Origin of the sequence: Moorena sp. SIO4A1 (assembly GCF_010672065.1) — a bacterium.
Classification (GTDB): Bacteria; Cyanobacteriota; Cyanobacteriia; order Cyanobacteriales; family Coleofasciculaceae; genus Moorena.
Map to the genome: position 1 here is coordinate 1 of NZ_JAAHHX010000938.1, position 1,155 is coordinate 1,155.

The window sequence follows — 1,155 nt, forward strand, 5'->3', positions numbered from 1 at the left end:
ACAGTGGTCATACAGTGATTGAGTTGCTGCGTCGTCTGGCTAAGGATAAAGGCTGCACAGTGCTGATGGTAACCCACGATCCTCGTATTATCGATGTAGCTGACCAAGTGTCTTATATGGAAGATGGAATGTTGAAGGTTGATGGTTGATGGTTGAACGCCCACCCGTGGCCGTTCGCGCAGCGTGGCCTACGGCCTTAAGGCCAGGGTTGAACGCGCACGCGTGGCCAAAGGCCAGGGTTTATAGGTGACAGTTGATAGGTGAAAGTTGACGGGTGAGGGGTGAGTGTTAATGGTTCACCTTCAGCATCTTAGTTTTATTTGTACCTACCTAATTATGATGTGAATGGGCAATTTGCCAACACAACAAGTTACTGTTCACTCTAGGCATCATAATCATGTTCATGGTAGATTTCTGGCTAGCTATAGGGGTTTTGGGACTGGGTTCTATTCTTTGGGTAGAACTGGTGCGAGACTTCTATCACCTCCTGTCCCATCACTGGACACCCCTGTATCGCTTGCATGTGTGGCATCATCGGGTCTTCCGTCAGGATTTAACTGCTGTCAGTGATACCATTTATCGACAGGCGCACTGGCGTAATGATGTACCAGAAGCCTTGGTCATGCTAATATTAGGCTTGGTTCTATGGTGGTTGGCTTATACCTGGACACCAAATATGCATTGGGCAGCTTTGGCTGGTTCTGTGTACAGTATGGTATTTCTATTTGGTGCGATCGCTCGTGGCTATGGCATCAAGGGAGCCGATAAGTTGACTGATATGACCCACCTTCCGGGTCCATTCCTATATCCTCCTTCCCCTTGGATGGTAAATCGCAGCTACCATTGGCGACATCACTTTGATAACCAAAAGGCTTACTATGGCGGCACATTGACTTTAGTAGACAAACTGATGGGGACAGCACTATCGCTCCAAGGAAAAACTATTGCAGTGACGGGAGCATCGGGAACTCTGGGACAGTCACTGTTGTACCATCTCCAGCAACGGGGAGCAAAAGTGATTGCTCTGACCTCTAAAGAACAAACTGTTAGTTTAAGTGTCAATGGTGAAAGCTTGCCAGTAAAAACCTTCACTTGGCAAGTGAGTAAAGAGTCCGAACTAGCCCCACATTTGGAAAATTTGGATATTCTAATTCT

At 47.2% G+C, this 1,155-nt stretch carries 1 protein-coding gene and 1 pseudogene; both read left to right on the plus strand.

Annotated elements, in window-relative coordinates:
• Positions 1 to 149 (plus strand): annotated as a pseudogene (locus F6K53_RS44265) (ABC transporter ATP-binding protein); the annotation flags it as partial.
• A 254-nt stretch (positions 150 to 403) separates the two neighbouring features.
• Positions 404 to 1,155, plus strand: a 752-nt coding sequence (locus tag F6K53_RS44270; RefSeq protein ID WP_293087252.1) for a bifunctional sterol desaturase/short chain dehydrogenase, incomplete at its 3' end; no start/stop codon positions are given.